The organism is Mycolicibacterium llatzerense (genome assembly GCF_000878195.1).
Lineage (GTDB): Bacteria > Actinomycetota > Actinomycetes > Mycobacteriales > Mycobacteriaceae > Mycobacterium > Mycobacterium llatzerense.
This window is the reverse complement of record NZ_JXST01000057.1, coordinates 1-20,410: the sequence shown is the minus strand read 5'-3', so window position 1 is coordinate 20,410 and position 20,410 is coordinate 1. Positions and strand designations below refer to the sequence as shown.

At 68.2% G+C, this 20,410-nt stretch carries 23 protein-coding genes and 1 tRNA gene; 9 read left to right on the top strand and 15 right to left on the bottom strand.

From position 1 onward, the window contains the following. Window positions 1-22 precede the first annotated feature (22 nt). Window positions 23-901: a PAC2 family protein gene (locus tag TL10_RS26920; RefSeq protein ID WP_043396118.1), complete on the top strand. Its 879-nt coding sequence runs from the start codon at window positions 23-25 to the stop codon at window positions 899-901. A 70-nt stretch (window positions 902-971) separates the two neighbouring features. Here TL10_RS26920 and TL10_RS26915 read toward each other — a convergent pair whose 3' ends face one another. Genes TL10_RS26915 through TL10_RS26900 form a run of 4 tightly spaced genes read right to left on the bottom strand, consistent with a single transcriptional unit; the run spans window position 972 to window position 5,369 of the window. Then, the gene (locus TL10_RS26915; RefSeq protein WP_110789234.1) at window positions 972-2,399 is read right to left on the bottom strand and encodes a DUF1254 domain-containing protein; all 1,428 of its coding nucleotides are present in this window, start codon (window positions 2,397-2,399) and stop codon (window positions 972-974) included. Continuing rightward, window positions 2,396-3,271 carry an SDR family oxidoreductase gene (locus TL10_RS26910; protein WP_043988072.1) on the bottom strand — a complete coding sequence of 292 codons (876 nt, stop codon included), beginning with the start codon at window positions 3,269-3,271 and terminating at the stop codon, window positions 2,396-2,398. The genes TL10_RS26915 and TL10_RS26910 overlap by 4 nt, the downstream gene beginning before the upstream one ends. Window positions 3,272-3,302: 31 nt before the next feature. Beyond that, on the bottom strand, window positions 3,303-4,541 hold the full coding sequence (mshC, locus tag TL10_RS26905) for a cysteine--1-D-myo-inosityl 2-amino-2-deoxy-alpha-D-glucopyranoside ligase (RefSeq protein WP_043988064.1): 1,239 nt from the start codon (window positions 4,539-4,541) through the stop codon (window positions 3,303-3,305). A 48-nt stretch (window positions 4,542-4,589) separates the two neighbouring features. Continuing rightward, window positions 4,590-5,369, bottom strand: a complete 780-nt coding sequence (locus TL10_RS26900) for a 3'(2'),5'-bisphosphate nucleotidase CysQ (RefSeq protein ID WP_043988062.1) — start codon at window positions 5,367-5,369, stop codon at window positions 4,590-4,592. A 135-nt stretch (window positions 5,370-5,504) separates the two neighbouring features. On the opposite strand from TL10_RS26900, the gene TL10_RS26895 reads away from it, so the two are divergent. Beyond that, complete coding sequence (locus TL10_RS26895) at window positions 5,505-5,762, top strand: hypothetical protein (RefSeq protein WP_043396129.1); 258 nt, start codon at window positions 5,505-5,507, stop codon at window positions 5,760-5,762. Window positions 5,763-5,847: 85 nt separating this feature from the next. Here TL10_RS26895 and TL10_RS26890 read toward each other — a convergent pair whose 3' ends face one another. The 6 genes from TL10_RS26890 to TL10_RS26865 all read right to left on the bottom strand — a co-directional run bounded on the left by TL10_RS26890 (window position 5,848) and on the right by TL10_RS26865 (window position 9,997). Next, the gene (locus TL10_RS26890; RefSeq protein ID WP_043396131.1) at window positions 5,848-6,513 is read right to left on the bottom strand and encodes a GNAT family N-acetyltransferase; all 666 of its coding nucleotides are present in this window, start codon (window positions 6,511-6,513) and stop codon (window positions 5,848-5,850) included. A gap of 79 nt (window positions 6,514-6,592) precedes the next feature. After that, window positions 6,593-7,411 (bottom strand): Rv2133c family protein, encoded by an 819-nt coding sequence (locus TL10_RS26885; protein ID WP_043396480.1) that lies wholly within the window; start codon window positions 7,409-7,411, stop codon window positions 6,593-6,595. After that, window positions 7,395-7,979, bottom strand: a complete 585-nt coding sequence (locus TL10_RS26880; protein WP_043396133.1) for an Rv2134c family protein — start codon at window positions 7,977-7,979, stop codon at window positions 7,395-7,397. The genes TL10_RS26885 and TL10_RS26880 overlap by 17 nt, the downstream gene beginning before the upstream one ends. Window positions 7,980-8,008: 29 nt before the next feature. Continuing rightward, window positions 8,009-8,713, bottom strand: a complete 705-nt coding sequence (locus TL10_RS26875) for a histidine phosphatase family protein (RefSeq protein ID WP_043396136.1) — start codon at window positions 8,711-8,713, stop codon at window positions 8,009-8,011. A gap of 88 nt (window positions 8,714-8,801) precedes the next feature. Further along, entirely contained in the window at window positions 8,802-9,650 is an 849-nt protein-coding gene (locus tag TL10_RS26870) for an undecaprenyl-diphosphate phosphatase (RefSeq protein WP_192830318.1), read from the bottom strand. 35 nt (window positions 9,651-9,685) lie between these two features. Continuing rightward, window positions 9,686-9,997, bottom strand: coding sequence for a hypothetical protein (locus TL10_RS26865; protein WP_192830317.1), 312 nt, complete (start codon window positions 9,995-9,997; stop codon window positions 9,686-9,688). Between the two features lie 127 nt (window positions 9,998-10,124). Here TL10_RS26865 and TL10_RS26860 point away from each other — a divergent pair, with 127 nt between their 5' ends. The 3 genes from TL10_RS26860 to TL10_RS26850 are packed head-to-tail and all read left to right on the top strand — an operon-like array spanning window position 10,125 to window position 12,519. Then, complete coding sequence (locus tag TL10_RS26860; RefSeq protein ID WP_082068101.1) at window positions 10,125-11,177, top strand: YncE family protein; 1,053 nt, start codon at window positions 10,125-10,127, stop codon at window positions 11,175-11,177. Beyond that, window positions 11,178-11,450 (top strand): DUF5703 family protein, encoded by a 273-nt coding sequence (locus TL10_RS26855; RefSeq protein ID WP_043396145.1) that lies wholly within the window; start codon window positions 11,178-11,180, stop codon window positions 11,448-11,450. It begins immediately after the preceding gene. Window positions 11,451-11,460: 10 nt separating this feature from the next. Beyond that, window positions 11,461-12,519: a quinone-dependent dihydroorotate dehydrogenase gene (locus TL10_RS26850; protein WP_043988058.1), complete on the top strand. Its 1,059-nt coding sequence runs from the start codon at window positions 11,461-11,463 to the stop codon at window positions 12,517-12,519. Here the strand turns inward: TL10_RS26850 and TL10_RS26845 are convergent. Beyond that, window positions 12,444-13,520 (bottom strand): AraC family transcriptional regulator, encoded by a 1,077-nt coding sequence (locus TL10_RS26845; RefSeq protein WP_043988057.1) that lies wholly within the window; start codon window positions 13,518-13,520, stop codon window positions 12,444-12,446. The genes TL10_RS26850 and TL10_RS26845 overlap by 76 nt on opposite strands. A gap of 65 nt (window positions 13,521-13,585) precedes the next feature. On the opposite strand from TL10_RS26845, the gene TL10_RS31065 reads away from it, so the two are divergent. Next, window positions 13,586-13,774, top strand: coding sequence for a hypothetical protein (locus TL10_RS31065; RefSeq protein ID WP_131630822.1), 189 nt, complete (start codon window positions 13,586-13,588; stop codon window positions 13,772-13,774). Here the strand turns inward: TL10_RS31065 and TL10_RS26840 are convergent. Continuing rightward, window positions 13,754-14,725, bottom strand: coding sequence for an IS481 family transposase (locus TL10_RS26840; RefSeq protein ID WP_043988055.1), 972 nt, complete (start codon window positions 14,723-14,725; stop codon window positions 13,754-13,756). The two genes, TL10_RS31065 and TL10_RS26840, sit on opposite strands and share 21 nt — an antisense overlap. 30 nt (window positions 14,726-14,755) lie before the next feature. Here TL10_RS26840 and TL10_RS26835 point away from each other — a divergent pair, with 30 nt between their 5' ends. Together TL10_RS26835 and TL10_RS26830 are read left to right on the top strand one after the other, a co-directional pair. Next, window positions 14,756-15,259: a 2,4'-dihydroxyacetophenone dioxygenase family protein gene (locus TL10_RS26835; RefSeq protein WP_043988054.1), complete on the top strand. Its 504-nt coding sequence runs from the start codon at window positions 14,756-14,758 to the stop codon at window positions 15,257-15,259. A gap of 31 nt (window positions 15,260-15,290) precedes the next feature. Continuing rightward, the gene (locus TL10_RS26830; protein ID WP_043988052.1) at window positions 15,291-16,760 is read left to right on the top strand and encodes a WS/DGAT/MGAT family O-acyltransferase; all 1,470 of its coding nucleotides are present in this window, start codon (window positions 15,291-15,293) and stop codon (window positions 16,758-16,760) included. Here the strand turns inward: TL10_RS26830 and TL10_RS26825 are convergent. The 3 genes from TL10_RS26825 to TL10_RS26815 form a co-directional block, all read right to left on the bottom strand. After that, the gene (locus TL10_RS26825; protein WP_052506559.1) at window positions 16,738-18,093 is read right to left on the bottom strand and encodes a condensation domain-containing protein; all 1,356 of its coding nucleotides are present in this window, start codon (window positions 18,091-18,093) and stop codon (window positions 16,738-16,740) included. The two genes, TL10_RS26830 and TL10_RS26825, sit on opposite strands and share 23 nt — an antisense overlap. Before the next feature lie 121 nt (window positions 18,094-18,214). Next, window positions 18,215-18,739 (bottom strand): YbhB/YbcL family Raf kinase inhibitor-like protein, encoded by a 525-nt coding sequence (locus tag TL10_RS26820; protein WP_043988050.1) that lies wholly within the window; start codon window positions 18,737-18,739, stop codon window positions 18,215-18,217. A gap of 9 nt (window positions 18,740-18,748) precedes the next feature. Further along, entirely contained in the window at window positions 18,749-20,074 is a 1,326-nt protein-coding gene (locus tag TL10_RS26815) for a M20/M25/M40 family metallo-hydrolase (protein WP_043988049.1), read from the bottom strand. A 118-nt stretch (window positions 20,075-20,192) separates the two neighbouring features. On the opposite strand from TL10_RS26815, the gene TL10_RS26810 reads away from it, so the two are divergent. Then, window positions 20,193-20,278, top strand: a tRNA-Leu gene (locus tag TL10_RS26810). Window positions 20,279-20,410: the final 132 nt, after the last annotated feature.

Genomic DNA, 20,410 nt, shown 5'->3' with positions numbered 1-20,410 from the left:
CATAAGGGCTTACGCTGGCGTTGTGAGCCCCGCCGACCGGCCCCTCCTCCAGGGACTTGACCTGCCCGAACTGCACGATGCCGTCGTCGTCGCGGCATTCGAGGGGTGGAATGACGCGGGGGACGCCGCCAGTGACGCCCTCGAGCACCTCGATGCCATGTGGGAGGCCCGGACCCTCGTCGAGATCGACGATGAGAGCTACTACGACTACCAGGTGAATCGTCCCGTGATCCGCCAGGTGGACGGCGTCACGCGCGAGCTGGTGTGGCCGTCGATGAGCATCTCGCACTGCCGCCCGCCGGGTTCGGATCGAGACGTGGTGCTGATGCACGGCGTCGAGCCGAACATGCGGTGGCGCACCTTCTGCGCCGAGCTGCTGGCGATCCTGGACAAGCTCAACGTGCACACCGTCGTCATCTTGGGCGCGCTGCTCGCCGACACCCCGCACACCCGCCCGGTGCCGGTGTCCGGCGCGGCGTACTCAGCCGATTCGGCCAAGTTCTTCGGGCTCGAGGAGACCCGCTACGAGGGACCGACCGGCATCGCCGGGGTTTTCCAGGACGCCTGTGTGCAGGCCGGCATCCCGGCCGTCACGTTCTGGGCGGCGGTGCCGCACTACGTGTCGGCGCCCCCATGCCCCAAGGCCACCGTCGCGCTGCTGCGTCGCGTCGAGGACGCCCTCGACGTCGAGGTGCCACTCGGCGACCTGCCGGCGCAGGCCGAGGAGTGGGAGCTGTCGGTCACCGAGATGACGGCCGACGACGAGGAGATCGCCGAATACGTGCAGTCCCTCGAGGAACGCGGCGATGCCGAGGTCGACATGAACGAGGCACTCGGCAAGATCGACGGCGACGCCCTGGCCGCCGAGTTCGAGCGGTACCTGAAGCGCAGAGGTCGTTAGACCGCCGAGCGGCCAGTCATGACACGCAAATCGGGCAAATGCGTGTAATAGATGGCCACTCGGCGAGGTTCTAAGCCCGAATTGGCTTGGGGGCCTTCCAAGTACCGTCGAGTGCTTCGGGTTTGGGCCAGTACAGCCGGATCGCGATGACGAACGGGCCCGCCGGTGCCGGCAGCCAGTTGGCTTCGCGGGCGGGTCCCGGTGACTTGTTCTGCAGATTCAGCGTGATGCCGCCGTCCGGATCCTTGATCAGGGTAGGCAACATGGCCGAGTTGATCAGGTACCGGTTGATGGGGTTGGGCACCAGCAGGCTCTGCGGCAGCTCGTACATCGTCACCGACCAGAAGGCGTTGACCGGCGGCAGCTGCCCGGGGGCGAACCGCAGGGTGTAGTTGTTCGCACCGATCAGCGGCGCGCCGGTGCTGTCGTTCGCCGCCCCCGGATAGATCGCCTCGGCCGCGGTGTTGCCGTAGATGCCGAGCACCGCGCCGGCCATCCGGTACAGGTAGTTGCCCTTGAGATCGGTTGCGGTACCGAACAATTGGGCCGACGTCACCTCACCGGTGTCGACCTTGTCCTTCTTGAACGTGTCGAACGCCGCCCAAGCCTCGGCCATGCCGTCCTCGACAGCCTTGCGGTTCTCGGGTGTCAGCTGGTCTGCCTGGAAGGTGCCGTCGGGACCGATGCCGATGGTGGCGAAGCGTTGCCGCATGACCTCCTCGGCAGGTTGCGCCGGCGCGAACTTCATTGCGAAGTTGAGGATTTCGAAGAACTTCGGCGACGTGCGCTCATCTTGCGCGGACAGCGGGGCGACGAAGTCGATGGGCGGTGCGGGCGGTGGCGGCGGCTGCTTGAGGAACCCAGACAACGGGGTCACCTGGTAACCGGCCTGAATCTTCTTGACGTTCTCGATGTCGGTCGGCCCGAACAGCTGGGTGCGGTACAGCACGAACGCCAGCTCGGTCGAGCTGCGGATCACCCGCTCGATGCCCGGCGGCGTCGCACCGTGCCAATTCGGGCCGGCCAGCAGGTATTTGCCTGCGCCGTTACCGGTGGCGCGGCTGCCGACGTACGCGATGTTGTAGGTGTAGCCGTCGACGAACTGCAGCGAGTAGTAGCGCCCGGCCTCGACCGGCGGGACGCTCAGCACCAACGGCTCGGCACGCAGGTCGGCACCGAGGAACGAGTACGGCGTGTCGGAGTTGGGCGTCTGGATCGCCTTGTCCTCCGGCGTGTAGACACGTGCGGTGTTGTGGATCTCGTTCCAGGCGCCCTTGTATTCGGGCCCGGCCTTGTCGGCGAAGTACGAGTACTGGACCCGGTAGTTGTCGACCATCGGAAATCCGTATGTGTAAGCGGATTTCGCGATGGCCCGCACCTGGTCCGGCGTCGGCGGCTGCGGCGCCGAGGGACCCGACGACTCGCGGCCGGAGCAGCCGGTGGCCGACAACAGCAGGGCCGCCAGGCAGAGGTAGACGATGCCGACCCGCACCGTCATCCCTTACTGAATTGCTCGGCCTGAGCGCTGGACGAGCGGCCCAGAGCGGCCACCTCGGCGTCCATCCGGGGCAGCAGGTCGGGCACGAACTTGGCCACCGGCACCTCACCGATGCGCGTCGCCAGCAGCGGCCGCAGCCAGCGCAGCGCGCCGACCCAGCCGGGGCAGTTCACCCGGGTCTTGCGTCCCTCGATACCGGCGACGAAGGCCTCGCCGCACTTGTCGACCGACGTCGTCTTGCTGATGGGCCACGGCAGCTTCGTCAGCATCTCGGCGAACGTCGACAGGTCGGACTTCGAGTCGCGAACCATGGCGGTGTCGATCCAGGACATGTGCGCCGAACCGACGTCGACGCCGCGGTACCCGACCTCGAGACGCAGCGCGTTGGCGAAGTGCTCGACGGCGGCCTTGGACGCGTTGTACGGCGCCAGGCCCGGCGCAGCGGTGTACGCGGCCAGGGACGACACGATCAGCACGTAGCCGCGGCGGTCGAGGACCGACGGCAGCGTGGCGCGCACGGTGTGGAACACCCCGAGCACGTTGATGTCGAGCAGCCGCTTGAAGGCCTCGGGGTCGACCTGCAGCACCGAGCCGTAGGTGGCGATGCCGGCGTTCGCCATCACCACGTCGATACCGCCGAACCGCTCGACGGCAGCGTCGGCCGCCGCCTGCATCGACGACAGGTCGCGCACGTCGGCGACCACGGTCAGGACATCGTCACCGAGCGTGGCGGCGGTGGCGTCCAGCGCTGCCGCGTCGACGTCGGTAAGTACCAGCTTGGCGCCCTTACGGTGCAACCGGCGGGCCACCTCGGCCCCGACCCCCGCAGCACCACCGGTGATGAAGACGACTTTTCCGTACACAGAACCCATGGTGGCAAAACGTACCCGCACGGGGAAGTGACTAGAGGGTCACCCCGAGCAGCGCGTCGATGGCGTCGGCCACCAACCGCGGCGAGGCCGGGTCGTGACCGCCGTACTCGAGCGCATCCGTCGACCAACCATCAAGGGCAGCAAGGACTTTCGGGGTATCCAGGTCGTCGGCCAGATACCGGCGCACCCGGGCGAGCAGATCGGTGGCATCGGGCCCGGCGGGCAGCGCGGTGGCCGCCCGCCAGCGCTGCAGCCGCTCCTGCGCCGTGGTGAGCACCTCAGGGCTCCAGAAGCGGTCGGCGCGGTAGTGCCCGGCCATCAAACCCAGCCGGATGGCGCCCGGGTCGACGCCGTCGGCCCGCAGCCGTGACACCAGCACCAGGTTGCCGCGGCTCTTGCTCATCTTGTGGCCGTCCCAGCCGATCATCCCGCCGTGCACGTAGTGCCGGGCGAAACGCCGCTCCCCCGTTACCGATTCGGCGTGTGCGGCGGAGAACTCGTGGTGCGGGAAGGTCAGGTCGCTGCCGCCGCCCTGGATGTCCAGGCCGGGACCGACGCGGTTCAGCGCGATCGCGGCGCACTCGATGTGCCAGCCCGGCCGGCCCGCGCCGAAGGGCGACGGCCAACTCGGCTCGCCGGGTCGCTGCACCCGCCACAGCAGGGCGTCCAGTTGACTGGCCTTGCCGGCGCGGTCGGGGTCGCCGCCGCGTTCGCCGAACAGCGCCAGCATGGTGTCGCGGTCATAGCCGGACTCGTAGCCGAACTGCGTGGTGGCGTCGGCCCGGAAGTAGACGTCGGGGTACTCGGGGTCGTCGACGACGTACGCCGCGCCGGAGGCCAGCAGCTTCTCGACGAGCTCGACGACCTCGGAGATCGACTCGATAGCGCCGACGTAGTCGTGCGGCGGCAGCACCCGCAGCGCCGTCATGTCCTGCCGGAACAGCTCGGTCTCGCGGTCGCCGAGGGCGCGCCAGTCGATGCCGTCGCGCGCCGCCCGCTCGAACAATGGATCGTCGACGTCGGTGACGTTCTGCACGTACTGGACATCGTGACCGGCGTCGAGCCAGTAGCGGTGCACCAGGTCGAAGGTCAGATAGGTGGCGGCGTGACCGAGGTGCGTGGCGTCGTACGGGGTGATCCCACAGACGTACATGGTGGCCTTCGGACCAGCGGAGACCGGCCGGACCTGACGGTCGGCGGTGTCATAGAGCCGGAGTTCGGGGCCGCGGCCCGGCAGGTTCGGGACGCTGGGCGCCAGCCACGATCGCATGACATCGACTCTAGGGTGTGTCCCGAGACACGGTCACTTCAGGAGCCTTCAGGACACCTGGCGCACGGCGTCGAGCAGGGTGTCGGCGAACTCGGGGCGGCACATGACGAAGTCCGGCAGGTACGGATCGGGCCGGTTGTATCGCAGCGGCGAGCCGTCCAGGCGCGACGCGAACAGCCCCGCCGCCTGCACTACGCCGGCCGGGGCGGCCGAGTCCCATTCCCACTGCCCGCCGGCGTGCACGTAGGCGTCCACATCGCCGCGCACCACCGCCATCGCTTTGGCGCCGGCCGAGCCGATGCCGACGAGCTCCATGTCGAGCACATCGCGCAGCCACCACACCACGGCCGGGGGCCGGTAGGTACTGGTGGCGATGCGGATGGGGCCGGGACGACGCGGCGGCGGGCCGATCACAGTGTCGGTGCGGTGCACCTCACCGTGTGCGGGCAGCGCGACGGCCGCGTCGGTGATGGACCCGTGCGGGCTGCCATCGCGCTGCCACAGCGCGATGTGAACCGCCCAGTCCGGTCGGCCCCGGCCGAATTCGCGGGTGCCGTCGACCGGATCGACGATCCACACCCGGTCCGAGCGCAGCCGCACCAGGTCGTCGGCGGCCTCCTCCGACAGGATGGCGTCGTCGGGGCGGGCCGTGCGCAGCCGATCGAGGATCAGCGTGTTGGCGTGCCGGTCACCGGCCGCGCCGAGGGTGTACGGATCGTGGGAGCCGAGCCGGTCGCGCACCGACAGCAGGAACTCACCTGCTTCTTGCGCGACCTCGGCGGCCAGCGCGACATCGCTGTGCGCCCTGCCGCTGTCCGCCATGCCCATGAGTATCGCCGAGGCCGACGTCACAGCTGAAATCGGCTATTCACAGGCACGTTCCAGGCTGCTGGCAGGCCCTGCCGAAAAACGGCTCATAACATCTGGACAACTATTTACGCGATAGCCATTAAGGAGGACGCCATGAACGTGGCAAAGACGTTCGGATTCGTCGGGGTCGCCGCGGGCATCGCGCTCGGCGCCTACGGCACGATCCATGCCCCCGCTCCAGCCGTGGCACCCATTGCCTCGTCGGGCCATGGCGCCTCATCGGGCGAGTACACCCAGCCGGTGGTCGCCGACATGAACTTCGGCGCCACCGCCACGCAGACGACGCCGAGCAACGTTGAGGCCGTCCCCAAGGCGGCCCCGCCGGTCAAGGCCGCGCCGTACCACGGGTGAGCTGACAACGGGCGCGAAAAGGGCTCCGGGAGATTCCCGGAGCCCTTTTCTCGTAATACGTTTCGCGTAATGCGTTGTTGCGCGCCTACTTCGGGGTCGCGCCAGGCGCACGGACCACCATGGGCACGGCCGGGAAATACGACGCCATCTCCGACCGCGAGCGGCGCAGCGCCGCAGTGCCATAGCCACGGTGGCGGTACCCGGGGTGCACCCAGATGCGGACGTTCACCTCTCCGTTGAGCAGCTCACCGAACACCATGGCGACCTTGTCACCGTTGTCCTCGGCCACGAGCCACACGGCTTCCTCGGCCGAGACGCGGGAGACGGCGGCCTTGATCTCCTCGTCCAGATCGCCGGCCGCGCGGCCCGAACCGTCGCCGGCCGCACCGACGTCGGTGGTGCGCGTCGCGAAGATGTCGCGGTCCTCGGCCGCCGAGAACTGGCGCAGGATCAGGTCGTCCCCGAAGCTGGCCGGGCGGTCCTTCACCGCGAACGACAGCTGCGAGTTCAGGTCTTCGAGTTCGTCGGCAATCCGCTTGCGAGCATCTTTGGTCAACAGATCAAAAGACATCGCCATGACCTGCTCGCCGCCGACATGCGAGGTTTCCAGCAGTTTGGCGATGGCATCAACGGCAGCGGCCTTGTTATCGGCTTCGACGATGACGTCGAGCACCTCGTGCCGACGGTCGAGGGCCTTCTGCAGGGCATCGGTGATTTCGCGGCGGGCTGCGGCCCGGTCGTGGTCGGTCATGGCGACGAGCCTAGAGCACTACCGAGCGGTAGGGCTGCCGAAATCGCTACGCAAATCGCTACCTGTGTGCAAACTGCGATCAAAAGGCCGGCCACGGGATCGGGCGATGCCGATCGGGTGTGGGCATGATCGGATTACCAAGCAGCCCAACAACTCTCGCTTGCAACGCGGCGATCTCATGACGGGTCAGGTGCGGGCCCAGCTCAGCGGCGAGACCGTCGCGCAAGGCGTCTCGCAACGCGGCGACGGCGGCGAGCACCTCGTCGTCGATCGGCTTTCCGGCCCAGCCCCACAGCACTGTCCGCAGCTTGTCCTCGGTGTGCAAGCTGACTCCGTGGTCGACGCCGTACACCTGACCGTCCGCGCCGGCCAGCACATGACCGCCCTTGCGGTCGGCGTTGTTGATCAGCACGTCGAACACCGCCAGCCGGTGCAACCGGGCGTCGTCGGCGTGCACCAGCACCACCTCGTCGCCCTTGTGGTCGTAGGCACGCAGGATCGGCAGGTACCCGGCCGGCACGTGGCCGGCCGGAACCAGGTCGACGAGGTCCGGGCCGGGCGCGGGCTCGGTCTCGCTGAGCGCGTCACCGGGTTGGTCGATCCAGCGCTGCACCATGCCCGGCCCTGCCGGACCGTCACGAATAATGGTGTGCGGCACCAGGTTCCAACCCAGGGCGTCGGACACCAGATAGGCCGCCAGCTCCCGGCCGGCCAGTGTGCCGTCGGGGAAATCCCACAGTGGAGCCTCCCCGGAGATCGGCTTGTACACGCAGTGCAGCTCTGCGCCGTCCAGCTCCGCCTCACACAGGAACGTCGCATTGCTGGCCGACCTGATGCGCCCGAGTGCGGTCAGCCGGCCCTGCTGCAGGACCTGACGTAGCTCATTCTTCGGGTTCATCGCCGGCACCCAGCACGCCGCGTCGATACCCGTTGGTGCGCACGCAGATATGTCCTTCGGGATCGAGCGGCTCTTCGCACAGCGGGCACGGCGGCCGGCCGGCGGAGATCACCCGATTCGAGCGGTTCGCGAAATCCCGGGCCGACTGCGGACTCAGGAACACCCGCACGGCGTCCGGGCCGTCCTCGGCGTCGTCGAGCACCACCGAGGCATCGAATTCCGAGTCGGTGACCGCCAGCAGCTCCACCACCACGGTCTGCGCTTCGGAGTCCCAGCCGAGGCCCATGGTGCCCACCCGGAACTCGGCGTCCACCGGCATGACAAGTGGGTTCAGGTCGGTCACCTCGCCGGTGTCGGGCGGGATCGGGGTGCCGAACCGGCGGTTGATCTCGACCAGCAGCGCGGAGATTCGTTCGGCCAGGACAGCGACTTGTTGCTTCTCGAGCATGACCGAGACGACCCGCTGATCGTGCACTGCTTGCAGGTAGAACGTCCGGTTACCAGGCTGCCCAACGGTCCCGGCCACGAAGCGGTCGGGAGAGCGGAAGACGTGGATTGCGCGGGCCATGGCACCTTTCAAAATACCGGTTCACCGGTCTAGTCGGTCGAGCCGCCGACGGTCGCGTCGTGTGTCGGCGCGGCATCGTCGGGCTTGCCCGGCTGGTCGGGTTTGGGCCGCAGCGACGAGCTGAGATCCGTACCAGTGTGGTTGACGTGCAGGACGAACGGCCGGTGCGGTGTGTAGCGGATGACGCTCATCGAGGCGGGATCGGCGACGATCCGCTGGAAGCCATCGAGGTGCACGCCGAGGGCGTCGGCCAGTACCGCCTTGATGACGTCGCCGTGGGTACAGGCGATCCACAGGGTGTCGCCGTCGTGCTCCTCGGCCAGGGCCCGGTCGATCTCACGGACGGCTGCGACGGCGCGCGACTGCACCTGCGCCAGCCCTTCGCCGTCCGGGAACACCGCGGCGCTGGGCTGCTGCTGGATGACGGGCCACAGCGGCTCCTTGACCAGATCGGCGATCTTGCTGCCGGTCCAGCTGCCGTAGTCGACCTCGGTCAGCCGGTCGTCGACGCGCGGTTCCACACCGAGCGCGGCGGCCAGCGGGGCGACGGTGTTCTGGCAGCGCAGCAGCGGCGACCGGACGATGGCCTTGACCGGCAGTTCGCCGATCCTGTCGACGACGCCCTGGGCCTGTGCGCGCCCCTTGTCGTCGAGGTCCACGCCCTCGGACCGGCCGGCCAGCGTGTGGGCGGTGTTGGACGTGGACCGCCCGTGCCGCAGGAGGATGACGGTCATCTGGTTCCCTTCCGGGTCGCCGGGCGGTTGGGCGGGAATGTCGCCGGGCGGTTGGGCGGGAGTGTCGCCGGGCGGTTGGGCGGGAGTGTCACTGCGCGGCCACCACCCCGGTGCCGAGCAGCGCCAGCACCGTCACACCCAGGACGATGCGGTAGCCGACGAACCAGTACATGCTGTGCCGCACCAGGAATTTCAGGAACCAGGACACCGCGGCGTAGCCGACCACGAACGCGATCGCGATGGCCACGGCCAGCTGGGCGCCGGTGGCGCTCATGCCCTCGGTGACGGGCTTGAAGGCGTCGGGCAGCGAGAACAGTCCGGAGGCCAGCACCGCCGGGATGGCGAGCAGGAAGCCGAAGCGCGCCGCAAGCTCCCGGTTCATGCCGAGGAACAGGCCGGCGCTGATCGTCGCGCCGGACCGGGACACGCCGGGCACCAGTGCCAGGCACTGCGCGAGGCCGACGATGACGCTGTCCTTCCAGGTCAGCTGCTCGACGTCGCGGGTCTGCTTACCGACGTACTCGGCGAGCGCGATCACCGCGGAGAACACGATCATGGCGGTGGCGATGACCCACAGATTGCGGGCGCCAGAACGGATCTGGTCTTTGAACAGCAGGCCCAGGACGCAGATCGGGATGGTGCCGATGATCACCCACCAGCCCAGCCAGTAGTCGGCGGTGCGGCGGGCGGCGTCGGTCAGGCCGCCGAACCAGGCGGTGAGGATGCGCCAGATGTCCTTGGCGAAATAGATCAGCACCGCGGCCTCGGTCCCCAGCTGGGTGACGGCGGTGAACGACGCCCCCGCATCACCTGAGAAGAACACCCGGGACGCGATGGCCAGATGGCCCGACGACGACACCGGCAGAAACTCGGTCAGCCCCTGAAGAACGGCCAGCACGATCGTCTGCCACCAGCTCATAGCTGCCACGTCAGTCACGCCGACGACCGTACCGTGAGCGGCGGACGCAGGCTTTAGTGGTTGCGCTGCACCGGTTGTGCGTCGGCGACGGCGTCCCGGACGGCGGCGGCGAGGCTGCGCTCGTCGTGCACGTCGACGTGGGCCAGGCTTCGCGAGGACACCGCGACGACGTCCTCTTCCTGGGGCACCGGACCCGACAAACGCGGCCGGTAGATCTCGACAATCAGCATGCGCTTGTCATCAAGGCGAAACGAAAAACTCCGGCCATCGCCGACTTGGCCAAACCCGCTGGCCCGCAGACCAGTCGAAAGGTCTTCGATAGCAAAATTACCGTTGGCAAGATCGCCGTCGGTGGCAATGCTCATGGCTCCGACCATACCCCGCCGGTACGCGACGTACCCGCCGGACGAAGATAATTGACGCCAATATATTTGCCTAGACTGGAAATTTGCCTCGCCCCGCCGCCCGCCGACCGAAAGACAGGCCGTGCCAATGGATCACCGTCCCATTAATTATCGGCGACGTGAATATTGGGGCTCTGCAACGCGGTTCGCCACGGCCGCTCTGACCATCGGCGCGCTGGCGGCCTGCTCGTCGCATCCGGCCGATACCCCGCCGCCCACCATCACGCCGGCACGCGCCGCGGTGTCCCCCGCGGTCAGCGGCATGCCGGACGGCGTGGTCCACGCGCTCCCCGGTCCCGGCACCGGCGCGGCGTTCGACGCGGCGACGTCGTCGCTGGTGGTGCTGGGCACCGACGGCACGGGACGCCCGGTGGTGACGGTCCCCGGCACCCCGCCGGTGGTGCTGCCGACGGCCGCGACGGGCGTGACGGGCGACGGCGCCGGCACGGCGTTCCTGTCCACCCGCGGCGGCTACCTGCGCTTCGACATCGGCAAGCGCACCGTGCAGCCGATCGCGGTCGACGGCCAGTCGGGCACCGACTTCACCTCGATCGCCCGGCGGGCCGACGGGAAACTGGCGCTGGGCACCGCGGACGGGGCAGTGCTGATCGTCGACGGCACTGCGGTGAAGTCCCGGATGAAGGCCTTCGCCCGCGTGGACGGTCTTGCCGCGCAAGGCAATACCGTCGTCGTCCTGGACCGCGGCCAGACCTCGGTGACCGAGGTGAACGCCGACGGCACCGACGTCGCGCAGGCGCTGCGCGCCGGTGAGGGTGCCACCACGCTGGCCGCCGACCCCGCCGGGCGGGTGCTGGTGGCCGACACCCGCGGCGACGGCCTGCTGGTGTTCGGCACGACGCCGCTGATGCTGCGCCAGCAGGCGCCGGTCCGGGGTGCGCCGTACGGCCTGGTCGGCACGTCGAAACTCGCCTGGGTTTCACAGACCGCGACAAACGGCGTGGTTGGTTACGATCTTTCGACTGGCATCCCCGTGGAGAAAGTCCGATATCGCACCGTGCAGCAGCCCGACGTCCTCGCCTTCGACGAACGCACCGGCACCTTGTTCGTGGTGTCGGGATCGGGCGCCGGGGTGCAGGTGATCGCGAACGCCGCCGCGGGGCCACAGGCGGGCGGACGCTAGATGCACCGGGGGCGGATGCCGGCAGCGTGGGCGGAGGACTTGTCCGACGACTACGAATGGATTCCGCTCCGGCTGCCCCCGGAAGTGACCAGACTGTCGGCGTCCATCCGGCTGTCGATCGAGGCCGAATATCGTGGGTGGGAGTTGACCCGGGTACGCCTGTACACCGACGGTTCGCGCCGGGTGCTGCTTCGCCGCCGCAAGATCAGGGCGAGCGAAGCGACGGGAAATGCGCCCGATAGGTTGGCGCCGCCCGATCAGCCGGCAATGTGAGGAGCTGTTGATGTATCGCGCCCTGCGCTGGGTGTTCTTCCGGGTGCCCCCGGAACGGATTCATACCTGGGTGTTCGCGCTGCTGCGCGTGGCGACCGGGCTGGCCGTCAGCCGCCGGCTGCTGGGCCGCTGGCTCACGCCGTCGGATCCGGTGTTGGAGACCACGGTGTTCGGCGTGACGTTCCCGGGCCCGGTGGGCCTGGCGGCCGGCTTCGACAAGAACGGCAGCGGCATCAACGCCTGGGGCCCAATGGGTTTCGGCTACGCCGAGGTCGGCACCGTCACCGCGCAGGCGCAGCCGGGCAACCCGGCGCCGCGGCTGTTCCGGCTCGCTGAGGACCGCGCGCTGCTGAACCGGATGGGCTTCAACAACCACGGTGCCGGCGAGCTCGCCATTCGGCTGACCCGCAGCCAGTCCACCGTGCCGATCGGGGTGAACATCGGCAAGACCAAGGTCACCCCGCCCGAGCATGCCGTTGACGACTACGCCGAGAGCGCCCGCCTGTGCGGGCCGCTGGCCGACTTCGTGGTGGTCAACGTCAGCTCGCCGAACACGCCCGGGCTGCGTGACCTGCAGGCCGTGGCGTCGCTGCGGCCGATCCTGGCCGCCGTGCGCGCCGAGACCACCAAGCCCGTACTGGTGAAGATCGCGCCCGACCTGTCCGACGACGACGTCGACGAGATCGCCGATCTGGCCGTCGAATTGGGGCTGGCGGGCATCGTCGCGACCAACACCACGATTTCCCGGCAGGGGCTGCTGACCCCCGGCGTCGCCGAGCTGGGCGCGGGTGGCGTGTCCGGCCCGCCGGTGGCCGCGCGGTCGCTGGAGGTGCTGCGGCGGCTGCACAAGCGGGTCGGCGGCCAGCTGGTGCTGATCAGCGTCGGCGGCATCGAGACCGCCGACGACGCCTGGGAGCGCATCATCGCCGGCGCCTCATTGGTGCAGGGCTACACCGGCTTCATCTACGGTGGCGGCTTGTGGGCCAAGCACATTCACGACGGCGTCGCCGCGCGGCTGAAGGCCGGCGGCTTCGCGTCGCTGGCGGACGCGGTGGGCTCGGGAGCCTGATCCCGCACGGCCGAGCGCCGATGCGCTGACGCCGAGGTGCCGAACCAGCGTTGGCTCGATCGCGACAGCACGCTCTGCTCGCTGTAGCCGAGCAACCCGGCCAGCTGTCCCAGCGGGATGTCGGTGCTGCGGAGATAGCGGTCGGCCTCCTCGCGGCGCACCTGGTCGACGAGTGCGGCAAACGACGTGGCCTGCGTCTCCAGTTGCCGCTGCAGGGTGCGCGGATGCACCGCAAGATGCTGCGCGACCAGGTCGAGGGTCAGGCCGCCGGTGGGCAGCATCCGGCGGATCAGCAGCCGCACCGGTTCGGCGGTCTGTGAATCGGCCGGTACCGCGATGGTGTTGAGGTAGTCCCGCACGACGTCGTGCACCGCGCCGTCGGCCGCCAGCGGCCGCGCCAGCACCGACCTCGGGAAGCGAAACCCGGTGTCGGGCTGGGCAAAACGCACCGGGCACCCGAAATACCTGGCGTAGTTCTGCGGGCTGGTCAGCGGCTCGTGACGGAAGTGCACCGCCGCCGGCGTGAAGTCGGGACCTGTCAGCAGCCGGAACACCCGCAGCGCGACGCCGAGGGCGAGCTCGGCCGCCTGTCGGTGCGCGATGGAGCGGGGTACGGCGAGGCGCCAGTCGAACCGGGCATGGCGTGCCGCCGGTTGCGCGTCGATGGTTGCCGTCAGGGCCGGGCTGTAGACGGACATGTACTGGTCGATGGCCTCGAACGCGGCACCGACGGTCGCCGCGGTCCGGGCTGCGATCCCAACCGGGCCGAGGATATCCAGGCCCTGGCGCAGCGCCAGCTGCCGGCCGAAGTCTGGCGTCGCGGTCATCGTGGCCGCGGTCTCCAGGGTGGTGACGACACTGCGGTAGTTGATGAAGCTGTCCTGGTCGCCGACCGCCTCGATCGGGATGCGGCTCAGGGCGAGCAGGGGCGCGGGGTCTTCACCGAGTTCCCGGACGAGTTCCAGGAAGCCCTGCAACGACGTGCCGCGCACAAATGGCATGTCGTTTACTGTCAAGAAGTTGTCATTTGATGTCAAGTATTGGACTCCGGTGCACCGCAGAATCGATGCATACCAACCGAATCCACCCGGCATCGAAAGGCCCGAAAATGACCGCCATCGCCTCCCCCGAAATGGTCACCACCCGCAGCGGCGCTCCTCTCCCGCTGGTCGCGCTGCCGCAGGGTGAACTGCTGAGCGTCAACCTCGCCGAGACCCCGCTGCTGAAGGACGCCCTAGGTGTTCTTCACGGGTAGGTTGTGAACGCGTAGGCGCTCGATTGGTGTCATTCCGCCGATGCCGGTGTGGGGTCGGTGGTGATTGTAGTGATGCAGCCAGTGCTGGTAGGTTCCGGCGCGTTCGGCCTCAGAGCGGTAGGTCTGCGCATAGGCCCATTCGGTGGTCAGGGTGCGGTTGAATCGCTCGACTTTGCCGTTGGTCTGTGGCCGGTAGGGCCGGGTCCTCTTGTGGGTGATGTCGGGGCCGAGCGCTTCAGCGAAATTCTTTGACCGGTAACAGGATCCATTGTCGGTCAACACTCGTTTGACGGTGATGCCGTGGTCGGCGAAGAACGCGTTGGCGCGTTTCCAGAATCCCGCGGCGGTTTCTTTGCGTTCGTCGGTGAGGTCCTCGGAGTAGGCCAGCCGGGAGTGGTCATCAACGGCGTGGTGCAAGAACGTGTATCCCATGCCGCAGCGGTTGCGCCGGCCGGCTTGGCGACCCAGCTTGCGATGGCCGCCCCCGTCGGGGATGCGGCCCAGTTTCTTGACGTCGACATGGACCAAGTCGCCGGGAGCCGGGTGCTCATAGCGGCGGGGTTTGGGCCGGCGTACCGGTAACCCGGTGTTTTGGTCCAGGTGCCGCAGCAATGGCATCCGGTAGCGGCGCAGCACCGCCTCAACGGTCGAGCGTGGCAGGTGCAGGTAAGCGGCGATGCGATGTGGGCCCCAGCGCCGGGTGAAGCGCAGGTTGACGATGCGCCGCTCACGTCGTTTCGGCAACCGCAACGGACTGCGATGCGGCCGGCTGGGCCGGTCTACCATCGCTGCTTCGCCACCGTCGCGATAACGGTCGGCCCATTTCTTGGCTGTGGCCACCGAACATTGGAACCGCTCAGCCGCGCGCCGCAAACTCCAGCCCTGATCAACAACCGCCTGCGCAAGCCGCAACCGCCCACGAGGAGTCAACGAAGCATTAGCGTGGACCATGAGGACCTCTCGGTAATCGGATGTGCGTGTTTGGTAACCACACCGATACCGGAGGTCCTCACCTACTTCCGCTCACCACGCCGTTCACAACCTGTCTGGGAGTTACACCTAGGCCCTGGCCTGAGCTTCCACCCGCTGCGACTGGACACCGAGCGTGGCGAGTACGTCATCCTCGCCCGGATGGCCCCGGGCGTCGGCCTGCAAATCCACTACCACACCGGCCCCGCGCAGGTGTACACCATGCAGGGCTGCTGGCTGTACCGCGAATACCCCGACCAGCCCCAGACCGCCGGCTCCTACCTGTACGAACCCGGCGGCTCCGTCCACACCTTCTACACGCCCGAGGACAACACCGAGGACACCGTCGCGCTCATCTGGGTCGACGGCGCGAACGTCAACTTCAACGAGGACGGCACGTTCCACTCGATCCTCGACGCGGTGTCCCTGCACTACCTGACCGAAACAGTGTCCGCAGCTCAAGGCACCAAACCCGTCTTCGTCCACGGTGGCGCCGCCGGCGTCGCCAAATCCTGATCCACCAGCCACGACCCTGAAAGGACCGGCCATGACCTTCCGGAAATTGACCAGCCTCGATGCCCAGTTCCTGGCGATGGAAGACGGGCGCGCGCACGGCCACGTCAGCGTGCTGAGCACCTACGCTCCGTACACCGCAGACGGCCGCCGACTGACCGCCGAGGTGGTCCGGGACCTCGTGGCCGAGCGGTTGCCGCTCCTGCCCCCGTTCCGCTGGCGACTCGTCAGGGTGCCATTCGACCTCGACCACCCGTACTGGGTCGACGCCGACGACGTCGATGTCAGCTATCACGTACAGGAATCCGCGCTGTGGGCACCGGGTGACGACCGCCGGCTCGCCGACCACGTCGCCGAGATCATCGCGAGGCCGCTGGATCGGTCACGGCCGCTGTGGGAGATCCACGTGATCAGCGGACTGGCCGACGACTCGGTGGCACTGCTGATCAAGATGCACCACGCCGCGGTCGACGGCGTCTCGGGCGCCGAGATGCTGCGGGTGCTGCTCGACGACACCGCAGAGGGACAGCCAGTGATGGCTCCCCACTGCGCAGAACCCCACCGCCGGCCGTCCCGGGCCGAACTTCTCGGCCGCGGACTGACCAACATGTGCCGATACCCCGCACGGTCCATCCGCGCCGCGGTGCGCGCGCTGCCGCATCTCGACGAGGTGCCCACGCTGCGAGGAGTGCCCGGCGTCAGCACGATGGCGCGGCACAGCCGGTCCGCCAAGGCGATCCTGGAGCGCACGAACACAGCCGAAGGCACCGAACTCGTCGCACCGCGCACGCGGTTCCAGACCGCGATCTCGCCGCGTCGAAGCGTGGCGTTCGGTTCGGTGTCGCTGGCCGAGGTGAGAGCAGTCAAGGATCACTTCGGATGCAGCATCAACGACGTCGTGATGGCGATGTGCGCATCGGGGCTGCGGTCGTGGTTGGCCGACGAAGGCGAACTGCCTGACGGACCGCTGCTGTCGTTTGTGCCCATGTCCGTCCGCACTCCTGAGCAGACGGGCACGTTCGGTAACCGGGTCTCGGTCATGATGGCCGAACTGCCGACCGATGAGGCCGATCCCGTCGAGCGGCTACACCGGGCGCAGGCCACCATGACCGCCGCGAAACAGCGTCATCAGGCACTGCCGGCGTCCCTGTTGGAAGACGCCAACGACCTCATCCCGCCGGCGCTGTTCGCCCACGCCACCGGCACGGCATTGCGCCACGGGGCATCGTTCCTGCAGCCGGCCGTGAACGCTGCGATCTCCAACGTGCCGGGCTCCCCCACGACGCTGTACTGCGCAGGCGCCGAACAGCTTTCGCAGTTTCCGATCTCCGGCATACTGCACGGAGTCGGGCTGAACATCACCGTGTTCAGCTACCGTCAAGAACTGTCGATCGGCATCGTCGTCGACCGCGATCAACTCGACGACCCGTGGCCCCTGCTCGACGCGGTGCGCAACTCGCTGACGGACCTGACGGCGGCGATCAGTACACGACCAGCGGTGTGACGCCGAGTTCGTCCAAGGTCTGCTGCACGTGGTCGCGCAGGACGGCCTTGGTGTTCTCGGCACCGACCTGGTACCCCACGACGCCCAAGGTGACCTTGCCGTTGTGGCGCAGGGCCGTCACCACCAGCAGACCACCGGGTTGCTCGATGTCCGCCTTCTTCACGTTCTGCTCGACGCCCCAACAGATCACGTAATCGGCCTGGTGGGCTCCGTCGATGCGGCCCACCAGTTCCGGCACGTCGCCGACGTTGGAGCAGGTGACCGGCAGCTCGCCGAGCACCATGGCCGCGGTATGGCGGACCGCCCGCCGCGGGATGAACGGTGTCAGCGGCAACAGCCGGAAGGATTCGTCCGGCTGTTCCCTGGCATTACGCAGTGCGGTCCGGATCGTGCCGCGAAGCTCGGTCAGGTCCGCCGTGGCGGTCGCCGGGTCGACGGTGAAGGTGGTGAAGGTCATCGCGTTGGCCCGGGTGTCATCGAGGGAGGTGCGGTCGTTGATGGAGACCATCAACGAGACGGCGCCATCGCGCGCCCGCTGCCTGCCCATGCGGACCCCGAGGCGCGTGGCGAACGCCGAGACCAGCGAATAGTTGTTGCCGCCCAATTCTGCTGCGCGCGCGTCGAAGTGGTCGAGGTCGATGATGGCGGACGCGAACGGCACATGCACGTGTTCGTCGCCATCGGCCGGTCCTCCCGTCGACGGCGTCGCAGTCATCTCAGCGCGCCGCTCACGAGCGAGCTTGGCCGCCACGGCAATCGTGCGCCGGACCTCGGGAAGGTCTCTGAAGGTCTGGCGGAGATCGGAACGGATCGCCTGCCAACGGGTGCGGGACCTGGGCTGCCCGTAGCCGAGATCACGCTCGTTGCCCAGGATCGCGTCCATGAACGCCACGACCGACCCGGTGCCGTCGATCAGGCAGTGCGACAGCACTATGGCCACGGCCGTCGAGCCGTCGGTGAAGGGCTGCACTCCGAGGGTCCAACCCGGTCCGCGCTCCGGGTCGATCGGAATCTGTGCGCGCTCCTCCAGCCAGTCACTCAGTTCTGAACGCGGACAAGCTGTTTCGGCGATGTCGATCGGGCGTGGGGCGCCCGTGGCGGCCACCCACCGATGCCGGCCGAACGGCAGCGGCGACCGCTCGATGTACCGGGCCACCAGCCCCTTGCCGAAGTTCTCGTTGAACCGGCGCAGCCCGTCGAGGTCCACCGGACCCTCGTAGAACCACAACGCCATGCCGACCTGCACCCGGCCATTGGCCCGGTACGACAGGAACGTGGCCTGGTCGATGTAGTCGAGCCGGTCCTGATCCGTCGGTGTCGAACGCTTGCTCACCGGCGTAGATGTGGACAAAGCGGATGGTCCCCCTCGCTCCGGGCGCGGCGAGCGTCGCTGCCGCCGGCCTCGGTCCGATAGTAGGTCGGGCGGATGGCCACCGCGACCCCACAGGGACCGGCTACTTCTGCTCGTACGTCCCGTGGATGACGGCCCGGGCGATGGCCTGCATGAACAGGTTGAAGCCCAGGAACGCCGGGGTGGCGTCCTCGGGAATGTCCAGCTTCTCCACAGGCAGCGCGTGCACCGCGATGTAGTACCGGTGCGGGCCGTGACCGGCCGGCGGGGCGGCGCCCAGATAGCGCTTGAGGCTCGCGTCGTTGGCCAGGGTGATGGCGCCGCCGGGCAGCGCGTCACCGTTGCCGGCGTCGGCGGCAAGCTCGGTCACGTCGGCCGGCAGGTTGACGACGGCCCAGTGCCAGAAGCCCGACGCGGTCGGGGCATCGGGGTCGTAGACGGTGACGGCGAAGCTGCGGGTCTCGGCCGGGAAGCCCGACCAGCTCAGCTGCGGCGAGACGTCCTCTCCCCCGGCACCGAAGATGCCGCTGACCTGGTCATTGGCCAGCGCGCCACCGTCGGACAGCGACGTCGAGGTCAGGGTGAAAGTCGGCAGCTGCGGCAGGTTGTCGTAAGGTGACGCGCTCATCGTGGCCTTTCAGCAGTGGGTGAGGAAGTGCTCGAGGACCTTCGCCCCGAACTGTAGTGCGTCCACGGGCACGCGCTCGTCGACCCCGTGGAACAGGGCGGCGAAGTCCAGCTCGGGCGGCAGCCGCAGCGGCGCGAACCCGAAACACCGGATGCCCAGGCGGACAAACGCTTTCGCGTCGGTACCGCCCGACATCATGTAGGGCACCGTGCGGGCGTCGGGGTCGACGGCCAGGATCGCGGCGTTCATCGCGTCGACCAGGTCGCCGTCGAAGGTGGTTTCCACGCTTGGCAAGTCACGTTCCCAGGTGCGGGTGATGTTGGGGCCGAGCAGCGCGTCGAGCTCGCGTTCGAAGGCCTCCTTGCGGCCCGGCAGGATGCGGCAGTCGACCATGGCCTCGGCCGTGGCCGGGATGACGTTGGCCTTGTAGCCGGCCTTCAGCATGGTGGGGTTCGCGGTGTCGCGCAGGGTGGCGCCGACGATGCGCGCGATGCCGCCCAACTTGGCGATGGAGCCTTCCAGGTCCGGCGAGTTCGGGTCGAGGTCATAGCCCGTCTCTTCGGAGACCGCGGTCAGGAACTGCTCGACCGACTCGCTCAGCACCAGCGGGAACTGGTGCCGGCCCAATTTGGCGACCGCTTCGGCGATCTCGGTGACGGCGTTGTCGTCGTGCACCATCGAGCCGTGCCCGGCCCGGCCACGCGCCGTCAGCCGCATCCAGGACAGGCCCTTCTCGGCGGTCTCGATGAGGTACAGGCGACGTTCGCCGCCGTCCTTGGTGGGAACCGTCAGCGCGAAACCGCCGACCTCGCCGATGGCCTCGGTGATGCCGTCGAACAGGTCGGGCCGGTTGTCGACGAGCCACTGGCAGCCGTAGGTGCCGCCGTGCTCCTCGTCAGAGACGAAGGCGAACACCAGGTCTCGTGGCGGGACGATGTTGCTGCGTTTCAGATGCCGCGCGACGGCGATCATCATGCCGCACATGTCCTTCATGTCGACCGCGCCGCGGCCCCACACGTAGCCGTCCTTCACCGCGCCGGAGAACGGGTGGACGCTCCAGTCGGCGGGCTCGGCCGGGACGACGTCGAGGTGGCCGTGGATCAGCAGGGCGCCCCGGCTGGGGTCGGCGCCTTTGAGCCTGCAGAAGACGTTGCCGCGACCAGGGGCGCCCGCTTCGACGTACTCGGTGGTGTAACCCACCTCGCGCAGTTTCTCGGCAACCCAGCGGGCGCAGTCCTCTTCGCCCTTGGTGGTCTCCAACTCCCCGGTGTTGGACGTGTCGAACCGGATGAGGGAGCTGACGAGGTCGACCACTTCGTCTTCGGGCGCAGTCACAGTCCCATTCGTAGCACCGACGGCACTCCGGTGCTTGCGCCACCCCTGATCACAAGCCGGTTTGGGACTCGGCGTCCTGATCCGTTAGCCTAAGCTGCCCAGTCAGACAGCTGGGCATGTCCGAGTGGCGGAATGGCAGACGCGCTAGCTTGAGGTGCTAGTGCCCTATTAACGGGCGTGGGGGTTCAAGTCCCCCCTCGGACACACAGTGTGGTGAGTCGAGTCATGGGTTACACATGAGTCGAGTCATCGGTTACAGGGAACCCCGGCCTTTTGGCCGGGGTTTTTTGTTTGTTGGGCCAGTAGTTTCGGTCGCCGTTGATGTGGTGGTCGGCG